Annotated in this window: 16 protein-coding genes; 6 read left to right on the forward strand and 10 right to left on the reverse strand. The window is 61.5% G+C overall.

From position 1 onward, the window contains the following. The coding region (lysM, locus tag J4D52_RS27720) for a peptidoglycan-binding protein LysM (protein WP_207272183.1) at nucleotides 1–404 on the reverse strand (404 nt) is incomplete at its 3' end. 138 nt (nucleotides 405–542) lie between these two features. Here lysM and J4D52_RS27725 point away from each other — a divergent pair. From J4D52_RS27725 to J4D52_RS27740, 4 genes are all read left to right on the forward strand, one after another. Continuing rightward, a complete protein-coding gene (locus J4D52_RS27725) occupies nucleotides 543–1,430 on the forward strand; it encodes a LysR family transcriptional regulator (protein WP_025808411.1) in 888 nt (295 codons plus the stop codon). A 94-nt stretch (nucleotides 1,431–1,524) separates the two neighbouring features. Then, nucleotides 1,525–2,364 (forward strand): formate dehydrogenase accessory sulfurtransferase FdhD, encoded by an 840-nt coding sequence (fdhD, locus tag J4D52_RS27730; RefSeq protein WP_102676412.1) that lies wholly within the window; start codon nucleotides 1,525–1,527, stop codon nucleotides 2,362–2,364. Then, the gene (locus tag J4D52_RS27735) at nucleotides 2,361–4,709 is read left to right on the forward strand and encodes an FdhF/YdeP family oxidoreductase (RefSeq protein WP_025808413.1); all 2,349 of its coding nucleotides are present in this window, start codon (nucleotides 2,361–2,363) and stop codon (nucleotides 4,707–4,709) included. The genes fdhD and J4D52_RS27735 overlap by 4 nt, the downstream gene beginning before the upstream one ends. Nucleotides 4,710–4,916: 207 nt before the next feature. Next, complete coding sequence (locus J4D52_RS27740) at nucleotides 4,917–5,399, forward strand: glycine zipper domain-containing protein (protein WP_025808414.1); 483 nt, start codon at nucleotides 4,917–4,919, stop codon at nucleotides 5,397–5,399. 127 nt (nucleotides 5,400–5,526) lie between these two features. Here J4D52_RS27740 and J4D52_RS27745 read toward each other — a convergent pair whose 3' ends face one another. From J4D52_RS27745 to J4D52_RS27780, 8 genes are all read right to left on the reverse strand, one after another. Next, a complete protein-coding gene (locus J4D52_RS27745) occupies nucleotides 5,527–5,958 on the reverse strand; it encodes a thioesterase family protein (RefSeq protein ID WP_025808415.1) in 432 nt (143 codons plus the stop codon). 47 nt (nucleotides 5,959–6,005) lie between these two features. Continuing rightward, a complete protein-coding gene (locus tag J4D52_RS27750; RefSeq protein WP_025808416.1) occupies nucleotides 6,006–7,238 on the reverse strand; it encodes a 3-hydroxyacyl-CoA dehydrogenase in 1,233 nt (410 codons plus the stop codon). Between the two features lie 112 nt (nucleotides 7,239–7,350). Beyond that, nucleotides 7,351–9,285, reverse strand: coding sequence for an ATP-dependent DNA helicase RecQ (locus J4D52_RS27755; RefSeq protein WP_063427795.1), 1,935 nt, complete (start codon nucleotides 9,283–9,285; stop codon nucleotides 7,351–7,353). Nucleotides 9,286–9,473: 188 nt separating this feature from the next. Beyond that, the gene (locus J4D52_RS27760) at nucleotides 9,474–10,598 is read right to left on the reverse strand and encodes a polysaccharide deacetylase family protein (protein ID WP_063427794.1); all 1,125 of its coding nucleotides are present in this window, start codon (nucleotides 10,596–10,598) and stop codon (nucleotides 9,474–9,476) included. Nucleotides 10,599–10,667: 69 nt separating this feature from the next. After that, nucleotides 10,668–11,843 (reverse strand): tetratricopeptide repeat protein, encoded by a 1,176-nt coding sequence (locus tag J4D52_RS27765; RefSeq protein ID WP_063427793.1) that lies wholly within the window; start codon nucleotides 11,841–11,843, stop codon nucleotides 10,668–10,670. A 319-nt stretch (nucleotides 11,844–12,162) separates the two neighbouring features. After that, on the reverse strand, nucleotides 12,163–12,435 hold the full coding sequence (locus J4D52_RS27770) for a hypothetical protein (RefSeq protein ID WP_231103209.1): 273 nt from the start codon (nucleotides 12,433–12,435) through the stop codon (nucleotides 12,163–12,165). 30 nt (nucleotides 12,436–12,465) lie between these two features. Beyond that, nucleotides 12,466–12,696, reverse strand: coding sequence for a hypothetical protein (locus J4D52_RS27775; RefSeq protein WP_053277005.1), 231 nt, complete (start codon nucleotides 12,694–12,696; stop codon nucleotides 12,466–12,468). Next, nucleotides 12,693–13,898, reverse strand: a complete 1,206-nt coding sequence (locus J4D52_RS27780) for a colicin E3/pyocin S6 family cytotoxin (RefSeq protein WP_063427792.1) — start codon at nucleotides 13,896–13,898, stop codon at nucleotides 12,693–12,695. Before J4D52_RS27780 ends, J4D52_RS27775 begins: the two co-directional genes overlap by 4 nt. A 192-nt stretch (nucleotides 13,899–14,090) precedes the next feature. Here J4D52_RS27780 and J4D52_RS27785 point away from each other — a divergent pair, with 192 nt between their 5' ends. Beyond that, on the forward strand, nucleotides 14,091–14,444 hold the full coding sequence (locus J4D52_RS27785) for a DUF1493 family protein (RefSeq protein ID WP_063427791.1): 354 nt from the start codon (nucleotides 14,091–14,093) through the stop codon (nucleotides 14,442–14,444). A gap of 40 nt (nucleotides 14,445–14,484) precedes the next feature. Further along, entirely contained in the window at nucleotides 14,485–15,339 is an 855-nt protein-coding gene (locus J4D52_RS27790) for a DMT family transporter (RefSeq protein ID WP_081251586.1), read from the forward strand. A gap of 139 nt (nucleotides 15,340–15,478) precedes the next feature. Here the strand turns inward: J4D52_RS27790 and J4D52_RS27795 are convergent, their stop codons facing one another. Continuing rightward, nucleotides 15,479–17,020 carry a phosphoenolpyruvate carboxykinase gene (locus J4D52_RS27795; protein WP_009046463.1) on the reverse strand — a complete coding sequence of 514 codons (1,542 nt, stop codon included), beginning with the start codon at nucleotides 17,018–17,020 and terminating at the stop codon, nucleotides 15,479–15,481. Between the last annotated feature and the right edge of the window lie 128 nt (nucleotides 17,021–17,148).

The following is a 17,148-nucleotide window of genomic DNA, read 5'->3' on the forward strand; positions in this document are numbered from 1 at the left end:
TTGTCCGGGTGCGACAGCAGCGGCTTGTTGGCCTCGAAGATTTTGTTGTACTTGTTGGCGTCGCCGTACACGGCCTTGGAAATGGCGCTGAGGGTGTCGCCTTTCTTCACGGTGACAAAACGCGCGGCAGCAGCCACAGGACCGGTGACGGTGATCTGGTCGTCGACGCTGCCGACACCTTCGATGTTGCCCACGGCCAGCAGAATTTTTTCCTTCTCTTCCTGACTGGCCACTTCGCCGGTCACGATGACCTTGTCGCCTTCCACGGTGGCCTGGACGTTGGGGTTACCCAGACCGACCTTGGCGATGTGCTCCTTCAGCTGTTCGCCCGCATTGGCGTTACCCGGCGTCAACAAATCGATAAGCTTTTCGCCCGCTTCTTTCACAAAGCTAAAAATACTCATGGTGCACACTCCTTGGGTTTAATAGGTCCAGACGCGAAAGACTAGACCAGCCTTCAGAGACGAGGTTCAAAATCGACCAATGACTCTCTGCATGGCAAGCACGTTAGAATCACCTCCCCCCGCGCCCAGGAAGCGAAGATGGACATCAAACAGCTGAAATTCCTCATCGCTCTCGACGAAACCCGCCACTTCGGCCAGGCCGCCGCGCGCTGCCACATCACCCAGCCGACCCTGTCCATGCGTTTGCGCAACCTCGAGGAAGAACTCGAGCTGCCGCTGGTCAACCGCGGCCAGCGTTTCGAGGGTTTCACCGCCCCGGGGGAACGGGTGTTGGCCTGGGCCCGCAGCGTGCTGGCCGCCTACGATGGACTGCAGGCCGAGGCCGCCGCCTGTCGCGGCAATCTGGTCGGTACTCTGCGCCTGGGGGTGGTCCCGCTGTCGAGCTTCGATCCGCTGCCGCTGATGCAACGCCTGCACCAGGCGCACCCGAACCTGCGCTTCGAGTTGTCGGCGCTGAGTTCCGAACAGATCCTCGAACAGCTGGCGAGCAATCGCCTGGATATAGGCGTCTCCTATCTGGAGCGCCTGGACAGCGAACGCTTCGAATCCCTGGCCCTGGGCGAAACCCGCATGGGCCTGCTTTACGACCAACGCTTCTTCAGCTTCGGCGAGCAGCCGCTAAGTTGGGAGGCCGTGATCGAACTGCCGCTGGGCATGCTGACCAGCGGCATGCATTTCCGTCAGTCCATCGACCATAACTTCCACAGTCGCGGCCTCACCCCACAACCGCTGCTGCAGACCGATGCCGTGCATCAACTGCTGCAAGCCGTACATGGCGGCCTGTGCTGCGCGATCATGCCGCTGGACGGCGGCCTGGAAGCCCTCACCGAGCACCTGCGCCTGCAGCCCATAGAAGACGCCAACACCCTGGCGCACCTGGGCCTGATCATGCGTCGCAGCGCACCGCGCTCGGCCCTGGCCGAGGCTTGCTTCGCCCTGCAGCAGAAATCACCGAGCGAGTCTTGATCGACGGCATCTATCGGCACATCAGTACTAGCAATTAGACGCGACACTTTGACGCGCTTAGTCTTAGGGCTGGATATTCCGCCGGTGATGCCCCATGAAACCCCAGCGCCCGGCTTGCGCGACGCCCACTGCGAAAACGCCCGCGCCCGCCGCCAGTCAGAACTACCGCTACAGCAACCTCGACCACACAGAATCGGCCAGCACCGCGCTCGCCGAGGAAGTCGCGCTGGCGATCGCCTATAACGGCATCAGCCAGGCCGTGATGCTGGTCACCCCCAGCGACCTGGAAGACTTCATCGTCGGCTTCAGCCTCGGCAGCGGCATCATCGGCGACGCCTCGGACATCTACGACCTGCAACTGAGCGGCAGCGGTTCGGCCCAGTACGCACAGGTACAGATCTCCAGCCGCGCCTTCTGGAACCTCAAGCAGCAGCGTCGGCAACTGGCCGGTACCAGCGGTTGCGGCCTGTGTGGCGTGGAAGCCGTGGAGCAGGCCCTGCCGGACCTCAAGGTGCTGCCCGGCGCGCCGTTGCCGCCGGCCGAATGGCTCGATGGCCTGCGCCAGCGCATCAGCGCCTTCCAGCCCCTGGGCCAGCATTCCGGCGCGGTGCATGCGGCGGTGTTCATGAACGCCCAGGGCGAGCTACTGCTGGGCCGTGAAGATATCGGCCGGCACAACGCTCTGGACAAGCTGATCGGCGCGTTGATCAGCCAGAACATAGCCACTGCCGGCGGCGTGGCCATCGTCACCAGCCGCTGCAGCCTGGAACTGATCCAGAAAGTCCTGCGCGCCGGCATCCAGACCCTGGTCAGCCTGTCGGCGCCCACCGGCCTGGCCCTGCAATGGGCACGCCGACACAACCTCAACCTCATTCACCTGCCGCAAAAAAGTGCGCCACGGGTCTATAGCCCTGCGATGGAGAAACAAGCGTGACCACTCATCATCAAGCCGACCAGACACCCACCCCGCGCTACAAGCCCTACAAGGGCCCGGCCGGCGGCTGGGGCGCGCTCATCAGCGTCGCCCAGGCCTGGCTGACGAGTGACAACGCACTGAAAAACCTCCGCATGATGCTCAAGACCAACCAGAACGGCGGTTTCGACTGCCCGGGCTGTGCCTGGGGCGACTCGCCGGAAAGCGGCATGGTCAAGTTCTGCGAGAACGGCGCCAAGGCGGTGAACTGGGAAGCCACCAAACGCCGCGTGGATGGCAAGTTCTTCGCCAAGCACAGTGTCAGCTCGCTGCTGGAGCAGAGCGACTACTGGCTCGAATACCAGGGCCGCCTGACCGAGCCCCTGAGCTACGACGCCGAGACCGATCGCTATAAGCCCATCAGCTGGGAAGCGGCCTTCGCCCTGATCGGCAAGCACCTGCAAGCGCTGCCCAGCCCGGACATGGCCGAGTTCTACACCTCGGGCCGCGCCAGCAACGAAGCGGCGTACCTGTACCAGCTGTTCGTGCGCGCCTACGGCACCAATAATTTCCCCGACTGCTCGAACATGTGCCACGAGGCCAGCGGCGTGGCCCTGGCGCAGAGCGTCGGCGTCGGCAAAGGCACCGTGACCTTCGACGACTTCGAGCATGCCGATGCGATTTTCGTCTGGGGCCAGAACCCCGGCACCAACCACCCACGGATGCTCGAGCCGCTGCGCGAAGCAGTGAAACGCGGAGCCCAGGTGGTGTGCATCAACCCGCTGAAAGAACGCGGCCTTGAACGCTTCCAGCATCCGCAGCACCCGATCGAAATGCTCACCAACGGCAACAAGCCGACCAATACCGCCTACTTCCGCCCGGCCCTGGGCGGCGACATGGCGGTGGTGCGCGGCATGGCCAAGTTCCTCCTGCAATGGGAACGCGACGCCCAGAAGACTGGCGCGCCGTCGGTGTTCGATCACGACTTCCTCAACGAACACACCGCCGCCGTGCTGGATTACCTGAGCGTCATCGACGACACCCCATGGGACGAGATCGTCGAGCAGTCCGGCCTGACCCTGGTGGAGATCGAGCGCGCGGCGCGTATGTACGCCAAGGGCAAGAACGTGATCATGTGCTGGGCCATGGGCATCACCCAGCATCGCCACTCGGTGCCGACCATCCAGGAAATCGCCAACCTGATGCTGCTGCGCGGCAATATCGGTCGTCCGGGCGCCGGCCTGTGCCCGGTGCGCGGCCACAGCAACGTGCAGGGCGACCGCACCATGGGTATCAACGAACAGCCGCCGGTGGCCTTCCTCGACGCCCTGGAGCGACGCTTCCAGTTCAAGGTGCCGCGCGAGAACGGCCATAACGTGGTCGAGGCGATCCACGCCATGCTCGAAGGCCGCTCGAAAGTCTTCATCGGCCTGGGCGGCAACTTCGCCCAGGCCACTCCGGACAGCCCGCGGACCTTCCAGGCCCTGCGCAACTGCGACCTGACCGTACAGATCAGCACCAAGCTCAACCGCAGCCACCTGGCCCACGGCAAGGAAGCACTGATCCTGCCGTGCCTGGGCCGCACCGACATCGACCTGCAGAGCGAAGGCGCGCAGGCAGTGACGGTGGAAGACTCCTTCAGCATGGTTCACGCGTCCAACGGCCAATTGCAGCCACTGTCGTCGCAGATGCGTTCGGAGCCGTCGATCCTCGCCGGCATCGCCGCTGCTACCCTGGGCAGCCACCCGGTGGACTGGAACTGGCTGGTGGCCGATTACAGCCGCATCCGCGACCTGATCGCCGACACCATTCCCGGCTTCAAGGACTTCAACGAGCGAGTGAAAAACCCTGGCGGCTTCTACCTCGGCAACTCGGCCGGCGCCCGGCGCTGGAACACCCCGTCGGGCCGCGCCAATTTCCGCCCGAACCTGCTGCCCAAGGATCTGGTGCATGAACGCACCCGCGCCACCGGGCAGTTGCCGGACCTGATCATGCAGTCGATGCGTTCCCACGATCAGTACAACACCACCATCTACGGCCTGGACGACCGCTATCGTGGCGTGAAGGGCCAGCGCGACGTGCTGTTCGTCAACGAAGCCGACATCATCCGCCTGGGCTTCAAGCCGGGGCAGAAAGCCGACATCGTTTCGTTGTGGGATGACGGCCGCGAACGTCGGGTCAAGGGTTTCACCCTGCTGGCCTTCGATATTCCGGCCGGTCAGGCAGCCGCCTATTACCCGGAGGTGAACCCGCTGGTGCCACTGGAAAGCATCGGGGACGGCAGCTACACCCCGACTTCGAAGTTCGTCGCGATCCGCCTGGAAGCGGCCAGCGACAGCGGCTTGATCATGGCCCGGTCGGCCTGATCGACGAAATCGCAGGCACAAAAAAGGCCGCTTTCATCCAAAAGCGGCCTTTTCCAAGTAGCTACAGACTCGCAAAAACGGGATAAGTTCCCTACTAAAAACAATAAGTTACGAGATTGTGTACAACTCGTGCTATTCGTCGGATTTTGATTGTAAGCGCCTCAACACAGCCTCAGGATCGCGCCGTCATCCCTTTGAGGCTCCTCTATGAAGTTCTCCTCGATTCTCTTGTTGTCCCTTGGCCTGGTCAGCGGCATCGCCTCTGCCGGCGGCACCACAGAAGCAGGTGTGGGCGGCGCATTGGGCGGGGTTCTAGGCTCGGTCGTCGGTCAGTCGATTGGTGGTAACACCGGTTCCACCATCGGTGCTGCACTGGGCGGCGCGGGCGGCAGTGCCGTGGGTGCCGACAGACGCAGCCGTGGCGAAGCCGCTATCGGCGGTGCGCTGGGCGCAGCCGGCGGTAACGTGGTCGGTCGCAGCGTGGGGGGCACCACTGGCAGCCTGATCGGCGCAGCAGCGGGCGGTGGCGTCGGCGGCGCACTGGGTAACCACCTGGGCAACTCCAGCGATCGTGACGATCGCCGCTACCGTGATCGCGACTACGACGATCGTCGCTACTATCGCGACGGCCACCCAGGTCGTGGCCATGCCTACGGGCATCGCAAGCACAAACGTCACTGGCGCGACTAAGACCTGAAACGGTCGCAGCCCGCTGACACAAAGACCGCAGCCTGACGGCAGCTCCTGCCAGACAGGGTTCATCACCCCCGGGATGAACCCCAAGGAGCCGCCCGAAGGCTGCGGTCTTTTTTGTGCTTCACATCAGCAAGCGTTCCAGCGCTGCACGCAGCCCGGCGGGAATCCCTACCGGCTGATTCGACGCCCGATCGACGAACACATGCACGAAGCGCCCCGCCGCGCAGGCATCGGTTTCCCCCGCCTTGAACACCGCCAGTTCGTACTGCACCGAACTGTTGCCCAGCTTGCCGACACGCAGGCCAATCTCGATGCGCTCGGGAAAAGCGATCGAGGCAAAGTAATCACAGGCCGAACTCACCACGAAACCCACCACCTCACCGTCATGGATATCCAGGCCGCCCTCTTCGATCAGGTAGGTATTCACTGCTGTGTCGAAGAAGCTGTAGTAGGTGACGTTATTCACATGACCGTACACATCGTTGTCGTGCCAACGCGTGATGATGGGCTGGAAGTGGCGGTAGTCGGTGCGTTGCGGCATACGGTCGGTCATTGGCTGGTTCTCGGGGGTGAGGTGTGGTCGATCAGGCGACGCCTATTTCAACCGATGGCCCGGTGATCGGCAAACCCTTTGCCAGCCTGCACCAGCTCGTCAATCAACCGCGCCGGCTTCCAGTGCGCGCCCGATTCGGCTTGCAGCCGCAGCAACCCTTGCTGAATGGACACCAGCCCCTGCCGATCCGCCCAGTTCATCGGCCCGCCCTTGTCCGCCGGGAAGCCATAACCGTTGAGGTACACCAGGTCGATATCGTGCGCCGAGCCGGCGATGCCTTCCTCAAGGATCTTCGCGCCTTCGTTGACCAGCGCCAGCAGGCAGCGTTCGAGGATTTCCTCGGGGCCAATATCGCGGCGACGGTAGCCCAGGCCTTCACTGACCTGCTGAACCAGGGCATCGACCTGCACATCGTGCTCGGCCTGGCGACTGCCGGGCTCGTAATGGTAATAACCCTTGCCACTCTTCTGGCCGAACCGACCCGCCTCGCACAGGCGATTATCCACCTGCACTTCGTGCGCCTCCTGGCCCTTGCCGGCCAGTTGCCGGGCGCGCCACTCCAGGTCAATGCCAACCACGTCGTACATGCGGAACGGGCCCATGGCAAAACCGAAGCCCTGCAATGCAGCATCCACCTGATAAGGGAAAGCCCCTTCCAGCAGCATCTTGCGCGCCTCCAGCACATAGGTACGCAACATGCGATTGCCGATGAATCCAGGGCAGTTGCCGGACACCACACTGACCTTGCCCATGCGCTCGCCCAGCGCCAGCGCGGCCTCGAGCACCTGCGGCGCAGTCGCGGCGCCCCGCACGATCTCCAACAGCTTCATGATGTGGGCCGGGCTGAAGAAATGCAGACCCAGCACCTGCCGCGGACGCCGGGTGACCGCAGCAATGGCGTCGATATCCAGCGCCGAGGTGTTGCTGGCGAGGATCGCCCGCGGCTGAATCAGGCCATCGAGTTCGCGGAAGATTTTCTGCTTCAGCTCGAGGTTTTCGTAGACCGCCTCGATCACCAGGTCCACATCGCGGATCGCCAGGTAATCCGCTGCCGCGCTTACCCGGGCCCGGCGCGCGTCGGCCTCTGCCTGATCGATCCGGCCCTGACGCACGTTGTGCGCATAAGTCTCGCTCACCGCTGTCAGCGCCTGTTCGAGCATCTGCGGATTGTTGTCCACCCACTGCACCGCGACCCCGGCATTGGCCAGGCACATCACAATCCCGCGGCCCATGGTCCCGGCACCGATCACCGCGGCGCGCTGAATTTCGATCTGGCTCATAGTGGCTCCCTTGTAGGTGGCTCGAAGACGCAAACCACCATAATCAGGCCCAGGGTATTTTTGAAATTTATTCCTGTGATGAGCGGCATTCAGCGGATGGATCGGGCAGGCATCAACCCTGAAGGTGATGTTCGGCCCAATCGCGCACTTCGGCGTAGGGGTAATCCTCGAGCACCGCAAAACCCTGGATCGACCGCGCCTTGAGCTTGGTGAACAGCGGCACGCTGATCCCGCACAGGAAACGCGTCAGTCGTTCCGCCCCCGGAACCGTGCCGCTGTGCTGTTGGTGCCTGTGGATAAAATCACCGCACAGCGCCTCGAAGTTTTTATCCACAAGCGCGGGCAAGGCTGGCGGCTCCGGCAGACGGGCCACCTGGCCATGGCACACCGAGCAATGCCCGCACCGCTGGGGTGCCTGGTCATCGCCGAAATACTGCGCCAGGCGATGCCCCAGGCACTGCTCGGTGGCGAACAGCGCGAGCATCGCGTGGATCCGCGCGATCTCGCTGCTTTCGTGCTGCTTGAAATAGGCGTGCAATTGCTGGCTCAGGGTCGCGGCATCGAAGCCCGTCTCCAGCAGGTTGTAGACCTCGGTCATCTGCTTGCTTTCCAGCTCGACCCAGCCCTTTTCCTGGAAGTAGTCCAAGGCCTTCACCACTCGGTTACGCTCGGCCTGATGCTGCTGATAAAGCGCGTCGAAATTCACCGTGGCCCAGGTTCGGGCACGGCTGGAGGTCTCGATGATCGCCGCCACGAACTCTCGGCGCTCACCTTCGAAACGTGCCAGCAGCACTTCCGGCTCCTCGAGGAACTTGAAGCGGTATTCAGCGAAGTAGGCGTAACGCGGAGCGATCAGACCACGCAGTTCCAGCTGCACCAGCAAGGTCTTGAGCGGCAGCTGACGAATGTTGCTCTGGTCCGCCAGCGGCCCCAACAGGAACTCCCACTGCCCATCGGGCGCCGCACCCTGCAACTCGTCCAGCACACAACGAATGCCTTCCAGCTCCGGCGTGTCGCCGTAGACGAAGTTTTCCAGCACGTTGAGGCTGTCGCGGTTGGCCAGCACCAGGCAGTCGGAAGATTGTCCATCACGCCCGGCGCGGCCGATTTCCTGGCTGTAGTTCTCGATGGATTTGGGCAGGTCGAAATGCACCACGTTACGGATGTCGCTCTTGTCGATGCCCATGCCGAAAGCGATGGTGGCGACGATGCAATTGGACTGGCCAGCCATGAACTGACGCTGGATGGCCTCGCGCTGCTCATGGGGCAGACCGGCGTGATAGGCCTGGGCCTGGATGCCGTGGCGACTCAGATGCTCGGCGATGTGCTCCGCGGTTTTCTGCAAGGTGACATAGACGATGCTCGGCTGCCCGGGACGCTCGCTCATCCACTGCACCAGGCGCCGGCGCTTGTCCTGGCCGCGCACCGGTTCCACCAACAGGTTGAGGTTGGGCCGATAGAAACCGGTGGTCACCACATCCTGCTCGGCGATGGAGAATTTCGCCTGCATGTCGGCGATCACCTTGGGCGTGGCGGTAGCGGTCAGCAGCAGTGCCTGGGGAATGTTGAACTGGCGCTGGTAGTCCGGCAGCTTGAGGTAGTCAGGGCGAAAGTTATGGCCCCATTCGGAGATACAGTGCGCCTCGTCCACCACCAGCAGGGAGATCCGCACCTGCTGCAGAAAGTTGCGAAAGCGCTCGTTCTTCAGACGCTCCACCGAGATCATCAGGATCTTCAGCTCACCGGAGCGCGCCCGCGCCATGACCTCGTTGGCGTCGTCGCGGCTCTGCGCCGAATCGATGCTCGCTGCGGCGATGCCGTGCCGCTGCAGGAATGCCAGTTGGTCCTGCATCAGCGCCAGCAACGGCGAGACCACCAGGGTCAGGTGCGGCAGCAGCAAGGCCGGCAGCTGGTAGCACAGGGACTTGCCGGAGCCCGTGGGAAAGATCGCCGCCGCCGAGCGCCCGGCCAGTACCGCGCTGACTGCCGCCTCCTGGCCGGGACGAAACTGTGGATAACCGAAGACCTGTTCGAGGGTGTCGTGCATAAGCTGTCACTCCTTTGACCGCTGACGTGCCTTGCAGACTGGCACAGGGTCGGGAAAAGGTCGGGGAAGAAAGGATACGGGATGATACAGGGAGGCGGAGAATGCTGTCCGGCTGGGATTATGCGGAGTTTTTCAGGGTGTATCGCGAACCACCAGGCAGCCGATGGCTCGCAATAAAAGTCATGCTCTTACCGCGTCGCGCGGCAATCCACCCACTTCACGCCATTGCTCTTGTTCGCGGCGATCAACGCCGGTACCGCCAGCGGCGCCTTGTTGTGAATGTCGTGAAACAAAATGATCCCCCGGCGCCACAGCAGCATCAGGGTCTGCACCCGCTGGCTCGCCGCGCTGGCGCTGATGCTCTTGCTCCAGTCCTGGGAGTCGATACCCCAGAGCATCACCTTGATGCCCTGGGCCTTGAAGAACGCCGCACTGTCACTCTGGCGCTGGCCATAAGGCGGGCGGAACAGCGGCTGGTAGTCATCCGGCAACGTGCCGCGCACCAGGGTCGCGGAACGGGTGATGGACTGCTGCCATTCGCTCCAGGCGCTATGGGACTTATGTTCCCAGCCATGTAGGGCAACGCACTGGCCGCTGTACAACTCGCGCATTTGCGCCGGCGACGACTTGCGCAGACGCGCCTGGAACGGCTCGCCCAGCACGAAGAACAGGCCATGCAGGTCGTTGGCCCGCAGCACATTGGCCAGCGTATCGGTGTGGCCGCCCGCAGCCGTCGGGCCGTCGTCGAAGGTCAGCAGAAACTGCCGATCCGCCAACTCGTCGCCCATCAGCTCGGCGCTGTCGAAACGTTCGATCTCGCTGCTGATCTTCGGGAACAACGCCGCCAGGCGCAGCTGTTCGTTCAGGTACTGCTCATGAAACTGTCGGCTCGCCTGGGCCCAGGCGTCATAGGCTGGGCTGACCGTTCCGGTGAAGCCCTGGGCCAGTTGCCGCAAGTCATCCAGGTTGCGCACCAGCGGGCAGAAGGCGGCGCCTTCACAGTCCTGGCTGGCGCTGTGGTAACTGCTGAGCAGGCGTATCCAGAAACGCTCGCGCACTTGCTCGACCGAATGATGGTCCAGCGCCTTGACGCCCAGGCGCTGCTTGAGGCTGACATCGTCCAGCGCCTCGCTGGCCAGCAGGGCCTTGCCGAACATCAGGATTTCCGCGCGCGAGGCGGTATCGAAGCCCGCTTGCGTGGCCAGCGAACCCGGCCAGCTACTGCGGTCGATGGTGGCGAACACCATCGGGCCGGCAGCCTGGGCAACGGCCGTCCACAGGGACAACATCAACGCAACAACCAGAACCCGCATAACAACCTCCATAAATGCATAACGCGCCGTGGGACGGCGCGTTATGGGGGTCAGATCAACACCCGTGAATCAACGGTTTTGCACACGCTCGATGGCTTTGTCGTACACCGGGTTGGCCTTCTGCTGCTTGGCCAACTGATAGTGACGCAGGGCATCGGCGAACTGGCCGGCTGCTTCGTAGATACGCGCGATGTTGTAGTAGGAACTGGCGCGCACGGTGGCCGCCGAGCTGCCGCTGGCCAGGGCAATGGCCTTGCGGTTGGCCCAGATCGACTCGGCGGTGTTGCCGGCTTTCTGATAGGCCAGGCCGAGGTTGCTGTAGGCCTGACCGTAGCCGTTGTTCAGCTCGATGGCCTGACGGTAGAAGTCGATGGCTTGCTGCAGGTTACCGGCGTGGTAAGCCTCTTCGCCCTTGCGGTTCAGGGTTTTCGCATCGGCTTGTGCGCTGCTGCTGACGGCAACGGCGGCAACTTCCACTTTGTCATCGAGCAACGGCGACACTTCGTTCAACACGTCCTGCGCATCGACGGTCACGCCGCTGAGGGTGTTGATGTCCTGGAAGTCGCCATTGCCGGTCATGCGGAACACGGTCCACAGGTTACCGCTGCGGTCCTGCGGCACGTAGTAGGTGCGCACCAGCGACTGCCCCATGTACACGAACACCTTGGCTTGGCTGGCGGCAAGCTGACGGGACTCCGGACGGGTCTGGTTACTGTAGTCATGCACCGCGTACACATAGCTTTCGCCGTAGTGTTTCTTTTCCAGGGTGATGGTTTCCGGGCCATAGCCATCGATATCGTCGACATCCAGGTGGGCATCTTCACCTTGCTGGTTGCGGAAGTAGATGTTGTTGCCCGGGAAGATCATGTGCGAATCGAGATCGCTGGGGGTCGCGCCCCAGGTCAGCACCACGCGCAGACCGTCGAGGTTCTGCATCACCGGGCTGATGGCGTAGGTCATGCCGCTGCACGGGCACTTGACCACCAGGTTGGAGTAGCCGGGTTTCTTGATGATCAGCAGGTTGCTGGGGTCATCCGCAAAGTCGGTGGTCAGGGTCACCTGGCCTTGAGCATTGGTACGACCGACAACGCTCTGTGCCCCATTGCGCTGCACCAGCACTTCGGCATCGGCGATCTTCTGGTCCTTGACCACCGCACTCAGCACCTCGACCGGCAGCTGCTGCGCCGACACCGAGAACGCTAATGCCCACAACGAAAAAATCGAAGTCACGCGAAACAAGCGCATACCTAATTCCCTTTAAGTGTATGAAGTCGGCACCCAAGGGTACCCGGCAGATTTGGCGCGCACCATACACAGTTTTTTTGGCGTTTGCTCGCTAATCCATCGGGAAAAGTGGGGGGCTGTGGGAATCCCTGAAGCTACCTGAGGGTGGGCAATAGAATATGAAGCACTCCAGAGGAAAAACCTTATGTCTGTGCCGCTCAATTGCGCTGACTCGACATCAGCTCCATCTATGCAGGAGCGCTGTAGTTGAGGATGTATTTAAGCGAATCAATGCACCACTCTTGGTGCAATCCTCCGATGCTGCCTCACCAATATCGGTTCAGCCTGACGAAGCTAGATAAAGGTCCAAACCTCTAGGTAAATCAACAAAACACAACTGTTCTATTTCAACTATCTGACTGACCGTGAGCAGAAAATCGGCACCGATATGTTCATTGTCATTGGTCCAGTTCATCACCGGGCTCAGATCGGCGCTCGATAAACTCATGCTTAGCTCAAAAGCCAATTTATCCTCGCCAGGGCGAAAGCCCATTATGGAAAAAGATCTGCTACCGAAAGCTTCAAACCGATATCCCATGACACTCTGCTCCATGCCGTTTCAAGACAAGTAATACAGATCTCACTACACACTGCACGACAGGAAAAACAGGTAATCCGGACTGTGAAAGTGGCGGCCTATCAGCTTCTCTAAAGCCGCTATTTGTTCGTCTGATAGCTCGTACTCATAGATTGGATCATCAGGCTCTTGCCATCCCATCAGAGCAGTGAGCTGCTCCAGGTTCTCCCCAGGCAGATCAATGCTGAATGCCACTCGCTCGGTATCTCGATCAAACGCAACCACCTCATGTTTCATTTGGCTGTTCTCCGTCCAGGTTTTGCATCCTCAAGCCGCTCGCCAGTCTCGGCATCAAACTCACCTAAATGCCTACCCTGCTTATCGTATTGTTCCACCGTACCGTGCATGTAGTCCCATTCATAAATCCGCCCTTTAGAATCCAACCAGCGTTTACGCCTGGCACCTCCGCCCTTCACAGAGTTTTTAGAAGGGACCAAATAAGTATCAGGAAAAGCTGCTAGTTCCTTGGGTGGAGGATAGTGGCCCAGTTTTCCTGGAACACTTAACACCACATAAAGTGGCTTAACACCCGCCCCAACCGGAAACACCAGAATAAAATCCCGATATTCCGGCGGATAAATCGGACTCACGATGATCCGCTCCGCCGCTTCCGTCGGCGGGAAAATCCAGATCGGTGGTGTCTGTGGCGCCGCTTCCAGCGGTGGTATCCCTATGGTGCTCGAAAGGTCCACAGCCGGGGTCCAAGTGAGGGTGATGCCATCACCCAGATCGGCTACTTGCTGCTCGCCACGGGCCTCGAATTGAGCGACCGAAATCATTTCCCACTCGCGGCGTCCCTGGGTGTTGAAACCGTAGCCCTTGAGACTGCCATCGGCCTGCTGTTCAACTCGTAGGCGTAGCCGGGTGCGAGCTTGCTTGAGATTGCGTAGTTGCTCTTCGCTGTACAGCGCACCATCACCTAGGCTCGATGGAGCGAGCAAGGCCACTAACCCCAGCAACGCACCGGCCGCCACGCCCGAGGAGATCAGCCCCAGGCCACTGCCGGTGGTACCAGAACCCACGGGGACACCACCCAGGGTCAAGGCGCCGAGATTGACCGGCAGCGCACCGCTGATGCGCTTGAGGGGCACGCGCCCACCCGCCTCGACCTCGCGACCGCCCAACAGCGTCAACGCGCCGTAATTCGCCACCGAATCAGTCGGTATAAAACCTGTCGGGGTGACGTAGTCGATGACTGCGTTCGGCAGCTTGCAAGACTTGGTGAACACGCAACCGACGGGCGCTGGTTGCGATTCCACCCGTGTAGTCGGCAACCGCTCTTCATAGGCCTGCTGGCGAGCGAGCATCTGCTCATAACCCCGCTGCGCCTCATCACGCTCAGCCAATTCGCTCGCAGTCATATCGCGCAGGCGGCGATAACCGCCACCGTCAGCGTCGTAGTGCTGCCATACCTGGGGCACATCCTTGTTGCGGGCCATAGTCCTTTGCTCGGTTGCCTGGGAAATCCCCGGTCTTCAACCGGGGCTCTCACGTTACCCAGCGCGAGGAGGTCCTGGCTGTCAGGCAAATCCGAGCTGGTCGAGCGACTTTTCTTTTTCGTTCAGGTCCAACGATTGACCCTAAACTGGAGGCCGATTGGCACCACCGACAGACCTTGCGGACGACCCACCATGTACCTCGCCCCCGGCTTCCCCGACGACCTGACCATGCGCCAGCTCATGCAATTGCTGCACGAAGAAATCGGCCTGCCCGAACGCAAAGGCATCAGCCTGAAGACCGCCATCAACCTCGACCTGGGCTGCGACGGCGCGGACGCCGAACAGCTGATGCAGGAACTGGAAGAACTGTTCGTCATCGACTTTATCGACTACGACGCCTACCGCTATTTCCAGCCCGAAGGCTACGACGTATTCCTCAAGCGCCGGGCCAAGGGACGCGGCGACAAGATCCCGCTGACCATCGGCATGCTTTACCAGGCGATCAAAGCGAAACGCTGGGATACTCAGGAGCTGGAAAGCCTCTAGGGATCGCGACCAGCGATAAGGACATTCTGTGGACGTATTGATGGGCTTGCTCGCCGCTCTATTGTGGGGCGGGACAGATTTTCTGGTGGGGCTTAACGCTCGCGCCGTCGGAGTCAAACGTGCGGTGTTCTTTGGTCAGGCCCTGGGCTTTACCATCATGAGCCTGCTGCTGGTGCTGTTCCCCTCCTTCATTCTCAAGTCCCTGGCCGCACCGCCACACACATGGCTGATGGGCGTGCTCGCCGCCGTCCTCACCGTCTCCGGAGCCCTCGCACTGTCCAAGGCTTTCGCTCTGGGCAAGGCAGCCATTGTCGCGCCGCTGGTGACTTCTTACGGCGTGATCACGACCTTGCTGTCTTGGGTCGGAGGCGAACAGATCAGTCTGCTCCAGATCCTGTGCATCGCCCTGTGCGTGGTCGGCGTAGCCCTCTCCAGCCTTCATAAGGACACCGGCCTGCCCCACAGTACCGACTCCACCCGCTCCATTGTCTACGCCCTGCTGGCCGCCCTGCTCTATGGCTCCAGCTTCTGGCTGCAAGGCCGGTTCACTCTGCCTCTGCTCGGCCCTATCACCATGCTCTGGCTCGGCTACCTGGTAGGCCTTGGCGTACTGCTGCTTATAGTCCTGAGAGTCAAGGACGGGTTGCGCATACCGCCGCTGAAAAACTGCACCGCCCTGACTGGCGCCAGTCTGATGAACCTCGGCGGTTTTTCGGCGTTCTCCTGGGGAGCAATGGCTGGCTCGGTGTCCGTGGTTACGGTGATCAGTACCCTGTCCGGTGGCATCGCAGCGATCCTGGGGTATGTGTTCTTCAAGGAACGCCTGTCTGCGGTACAGATGATCGGAGTGGTATTGGTGCTGCTCGGGGCAATTGTGTTGCACCTGAAGGCCTGACCGGCAATTCCCACTAATGCCCCAGCAGACCTGCACAGCTGCGATCGCAGCCTTGGGTAGCGGCTACAGGAGTCTTCCTGAATAGCGCCCACAAAAAAGCCGCCCCGAAGGGCGGCTTCTTGAGCCACTTACCCGATGCTTACAGCTTCGGACCAGCAGCCTTGATGGCGTCGCTCACGTCGAACTTCTTGAAGTTCTCGATGAACAGGCCAGCCAGGGCCTTGGCGGCTTCGTCGTAGGCGGCTTTGTCAGCCCAGGTGTTGCGTGGGTTGAGCAGGCCGGTTTCGACGCCTGGAACGGCCAGTGGCACGTCCAGGTTGATGGTGTCCAGGTGCTCGGTCTCGGCACCGACCAGAGCGCCGCTCTGGATGGCCGCGATCACGCCACGGGTGGTCGGGATGTTGAAGCGCTTGCCAACACCGTAGCCACCGCCGGTCCAGCCGGTGTTGACCAGGTAGACCTTGGAACCGAAGCCGCGGATGCGCTTGATCAGCAGCTCTGCGTAAACACCTGCCGGACGCGGGAAGAAGGGTGCGCCGAAGCAGGTGGAGAATGTGGACTTGATGCCAGCGCCCGAGCCCATTTCGGTCGAACCCACCAGAGCGGTGTAGCCGGACAGGAAGTGGTAGGCGGCTTGTTCTTCGCTGAGGATCGACACGGGCGGCAGTACGCCGGTCAGGTCGCAGGTCAGGAAGATCACGGCGTTCGGCTCGCCACCGAGGTTTTTCTCGGAACGCTTCTCGACGTGCTCCAGCGGGTAGGCGGCGCGGCTGTTCTGGGTCAGGCTGCCGTCGGCGTAGTCGGCCTTCTTGGCATCGTCCAGCACAACGTTTTCCAGCACGGCACCGTGCTTGATGGCTTTCCAGATGACCGGCTCGTTCTTCTCGGACAGGTCGATGCACTTGGCATAGCAACCGCCTTCGATGTTGAACACCACGCCCTCGCCCCAGCCGTGCTCGTCGTCACCGATCAGGTAACGGCTTTCATCGGCGGACAGGGTGGTCTTGCCGGTACCGGACAGACCGAAGAACAGGGTCACATCGCCCTCTTCGCCGATGTTGGCGGCGCAGTGCATCGGCAGCACGTCGGCGGCCGGCAGCAGGAAGTTCTGTACCGAGAACATGGCTTTTTTCATTTCACCGGCGTAGCGCATGCCGGCGATCAGCACTTTCTTCTGAGCGAAGTTGAGGATCACGCAACCGTCGGAGTTGGTGCCGTCACGCTCTGGAACGCATTCGAAGTTGGCAACGTTGAGCACCTGCCACTCATCACGGCCAGCCGGGTTGTACTGGGCCGGGTTGATGAACAGGCAACGACCGAACAGGTTCTGCCAGGCAGTCTGGGTGGTCATCTTCACGGCCAGGTAGTGCTCGTCGGAAGCACCTACATGCACATGGGAAACGAAGTGCTCTTGCGCGTTGTTGAACGCCTCGACGCGAGCCCACAGGGCATCGAACTTGTCGGCCGGGAACTTGCGGTTGATCGGGCCCCAGGCGATAGCGTCCTGGGTGCTCGGCTCTTCAACGATGAAACGATCGACTGGCGAACGGCCGGTACGGTGACCGGTACGAACAACCAGCGCGCCGGTATCGGCAAGCTCGCCTTCACCGCGGTTCAGGGCTTCTTTGACCAGATCATCAACACTCAGATCGGTGTACACGGCGTTATTGGCTTGCGTCATGAGGTTCCCCGTCGGCCAGTGGCCGAGTGCTCCAAACGTTTTGTAGTAGAAAGTCGTGCACTACTACCGCGAAAAAAGTGCGCCGGATTATGCCAGAAAAGCCCAAAAAGAGTAGGGCCCTCCCGTCA

The sequence above is a fragment of the Pseudomonas sp. GW460-12-10-14-TSB1 genome (assembly GCF_017349775.1).
Classification (GTDB): domain Bacteria; phylum Pseudomonadota; class Gammaproteobacteria; order Pseudomonadales; family Pseudomonadaceae; genus Aquipseudomonas; species Aquipseudomonas piscium.